2 protein-coding genes and 1 pseudogene are annotated in these 3,161 nt (G+C 62.9%); 1 reads left to right on the top strand and 2 read right to left on the bottom strand.

Going from position 1 to position 3,161, the window contains the following annotated elements:
- Positions 1–309 precede the first annotated feature (309 nt).
- On the bottom strand, positions 310–1,959 hold the full coding sequence (locus AC1DVT_RS19060) for a YDG/SRA domain-containing protein (RefSeq protein ID WP_477390837.1): 1,650 nt from the start codon (positions 1,957–1,959) through the stop codon (positions 310–312).
- Between the two features lie 94 nt (positions 1,960–2,053).
- Here AC1DVT_RS19060 and AC1DVT_RS19065 point away from each other — a divergent pair, with 94 nt between their 5' ends.
- The gene (locus tag AC1DVT_RS19065) at positions 2,054–2,512 is read left to right on the top strand and encodes a restriction system modified-DNA reader domain-containing protein (protein ID WP_477390839.1); all 459 of its coding nucleotides are present in this window, start codon (positions 2,054–2,056) and stop codon (positions 2,510–2,512) included.
- A gap of 195 nt (positions 2,513–2,707) precedes the next feature.
- On the opposite strand, the pseudogene AC1DVT_RS19070 reads toward AC1DVT_RS19065, so the two are convergent.
- Positions 2,708–3,161, bottom strand: a pseudogene (locus AC1DVT_RS19070) (hypothetical protein); the annotation flags it as partial.

The raw sequence follows: 3,161 nt of genomic DNA on the forward strand, positions 1-3,161 counted from the left end.
GCATCAGAGAGCTCCAAGCTTGAACTTCTCGCGCAAGGGCGAATGACGTCTACGTCGGCGCGTTTGCCGTTGGCGACTTGAGTCGACGTTGGTCAAGGCTGTGGCGAGACCGTCGTTCGGCAAGACCTCGCGTAAGGCTTCAATCGCTGCCGACTCAGCGGTGCCAGCGAGGTCACTCCCCCGCATCGATAGTGGCGAATCCGCCTTCATGCTGCCCCCGGCCAGGTTCTACTTTGAGGTCCCGTGGCGCTTCCCAGCGCCGAATGTCGATTCTTGCAGAGGCATGCGATTTCCTGCGTCGCGTTCGGCTCACGACAGTCCGAACTGCTCAATGAGGAGCGTGCGGTTGAGGCGAATCGTTTGCCCAGCATCGACAACTTCGACCACGTCATAGCCTTCGACGTTCATGAGCCGTTTCAACGCAGCGATTGGCCCATCGACGGCACTGATCGACAGAGCGAGCGCGTGGGCAAGCTGCCCGCGAGTGGTTCGGTAGTCGCCGCCGATGAGGAGCGCGAGCATTCGCTTGGTGGTTTCAGGCGATAGTGCTGCGCGACCAGCCCGCTGACGTTGTCGACCGTAAGTCTCGGAATCGAGGATGGCGCTGAGCTCCGCCGCTTCGATCACAAGCTCCGCCGGTCGGGGTGGAATCTGTGGGGATCCCTCGATTGGTGTCGATTTGACAGGCGACTGGCTAAGTTCGCTCGTCGAAACGCCGGCTTGGACCGCCAGCTCCCGAGCCCTATTCTCGGCATCGTGGCGGACACCGGAGCTTCGCTCGCCATCCGCAAGCGAGTCATGGTCCCACGCCAACTCGTCAAGCGCCGATCTGGCAGCTAGAAATCGCTGCCTTTCGGGTTTGTCTCCGCGTCGGTCGACTCGGATTCTGGAGAGAAAGCTCAGCGCCAGATAGGTCGTCTGCGCATTGGCGGTGACGCCGTGCATGCTGAATCTGAGATCTCGGTCAAGGTCCGCTGCCTTCTCCGAAATGAAGGCATAAAGCCGATCTAGCTCGGAGGAATTCGTCTGAGGTGTCGATTCCGCCGCTTCGGGAGACAAGACGTAGTGGCCGCGCAGTCCGTCGAGGCGGAATCGAATGACTTTGAACCCGTCTTGGCCACGCTCTACCCATGTGTCCGATACCTCATAGAGGCCGGAGTATACGTAGCCAAGTGACGGAGCATAGGGCGAACCCTTGTGCGGGCCCCGAACGACTCGAACAGGAAGTCCACGTCGATGGCTGAGAATGAGGCCCGCGTTGCCGCTCACTGTCGGATCTTGATCAGCGACCTGCCGCTTCGTCTTGCGATCATTGCCACCCATGCCGGTGTAGAGAAGAAAGTCACCGTGGTCTTCATCGTCGATGTATCCGCCCGAGACGACGATCGAGTTGGCACCATCGCGACCATTGCCACTGATTCCATTCTGTGGCGGCCGATGGACGTAGGCAGCGGTTAGCTCCCGCCGATCCTTGAATCTCTGCCCGGGTCTGACGCCGGCGGGCGTGCCAAATTGCAGACCACTTGACTTACTCGGATCGGGCTCGAGCGATTGCCAGTCCGAAGCGCCTACCAGGCCTATTTTGACGCGCACCGGCGCCGCAGGCACGGGGGCGTCAGTGCGGGCTTTGTCCGCTGCGGACGTGGCAGCTACCCGGGCGAGATTCATCTCGAGACGGCGTTGCGCTGCCACTGAGAACGAGCTCCGCCTCCGCCGAAGGAAGTCCTCGATTGTTCGCGCGGCCTCAATGCGTAGATCCCAGCTGGACGGGACGTCGCCGTCCAGCATGGCAGCTATGAGCATTCGATAGTTGGTGACGTATCCAGGTCGCTCCAGACCCAGCTGCACCGCAAGCACCTTCGGTTTGATTCCCTTGCCCAGCCCACGATGCACCTCCGCGAGCGTGGAATGCTCGCGGCTCAACGCGTCTTCGATCTCCTTGCGGGGCGTGCTCGACATGGCTGCAGTATCTCAGAAAGGGTGCCGTTCACCTTCAGGCGAAGCACACGTCCATCAAGCGGTACCCTGACCTCGATTGACCGGCCGTCGGCGAATGGAGACCACTGTGTGCCCTGAGGTGTGGATCGACGATGAAGTCCACCTCGCGATTCGGAACAGCCGCAATCGGGGCGAGTCTGACAATGACGTCCTTCGGCGCGCGCTGGGGCTGGACCGGCGCGAACGCGCCCGTCCCGCGCTGATCGGGCGAAATGCCGGAGCCTCTCGACCCAAGTCATTCCGAGAGCTCCTGGAAGCAGGAGCCCTCCTGGCCGGCGACACGCTCACGTGGTCCGAGGCCGGACGCAAACCATTGGCCGCTCGAGTCGACAGGGATGGTTCCATCACAATTTCCGGTCTTGGACGTTTCACATCCCCCTCTGCTCCACTCCGAGTAGCCACTGGAAGTGAGCGCAACGGTTGGGTTTTATGGCGACTGGACAGGACCGGTGAGACGCTGCATGAACTCCGCACGCGCGTCCAACTAGAGCGCGAGCGGCGTTCCCGTGGATGACCTCGAACCGATTCACGCGCCTTCAAGTCCGCGCACCCGTCTGCGGCGACGTCGAGCTCGTCGAGCTCGTCGGCGAGTGCAGCTTGAACCGCTCCAGGGTTACCGCGGTGACGTGGAGCCCACGTTGAGGGACGATCCCTCGCCGGCACCCCGCGTCGATGATCTCGCGACGTTGCCGCAGACTGACGGTGACCATCATCCGCTCCCGAGAGCGAATTGCTCACGCAGGAGCGAGAAGTCGAGCAGCACGGTGACGCCATCCGCGTCGAATTCGATCACGGAGTACCCGTCGACGTTCAGGACGCGCCGGAGCGCAGCGAGCAGACCGGCGAACGTGGCGGCGGCGACTCCCGCCGCTGCGGCGAGCGTGTCGCGGTGCGCGCGACCCCCACCCATCTCAAGCGCTGTGATGAGTGCGACTGTGACCCCGTCGTCGACTGGGTGCCGCCCAGCCATGCCCCGACGGGCCTGATATGTGGCGCTGGCGATCAGCGCCCCTGCGATTCCCTCACGCACTGCTGCCGGCGCTGCGGGTGCTGCTGGTTCAGGATCGAAGAGCGTCTGCGCCGATACATCCACACTCTTAGGGGCCTTCTGCTTCGCGCGCCGGGTCGGTTCAACGGGCTCGGGCTGTTCGGAGCCCCGGCTG

It is taken from the genome of Microbacterium sp. P2_F9, from assembly GCF_056403635.1.

Excerpts from the sequence above, each read along its gene's own strand:
- AC1DVT_RS19060 (WP_477390837.1), bottom strand. The coding sequence starts at position 1,959 with ATGTCGAGCACGCCCCGCAAGGAGATCGAAGACGCGTTGAGCCGCGAG.
- AC1DVT_RS19065 (WP_477390839.1), top strand. The coding sequence starts at position 2,054 with ATGGAGACCACTGTGTGCCCTGAGGTGTGGATCGACGATGAAGTCCAC.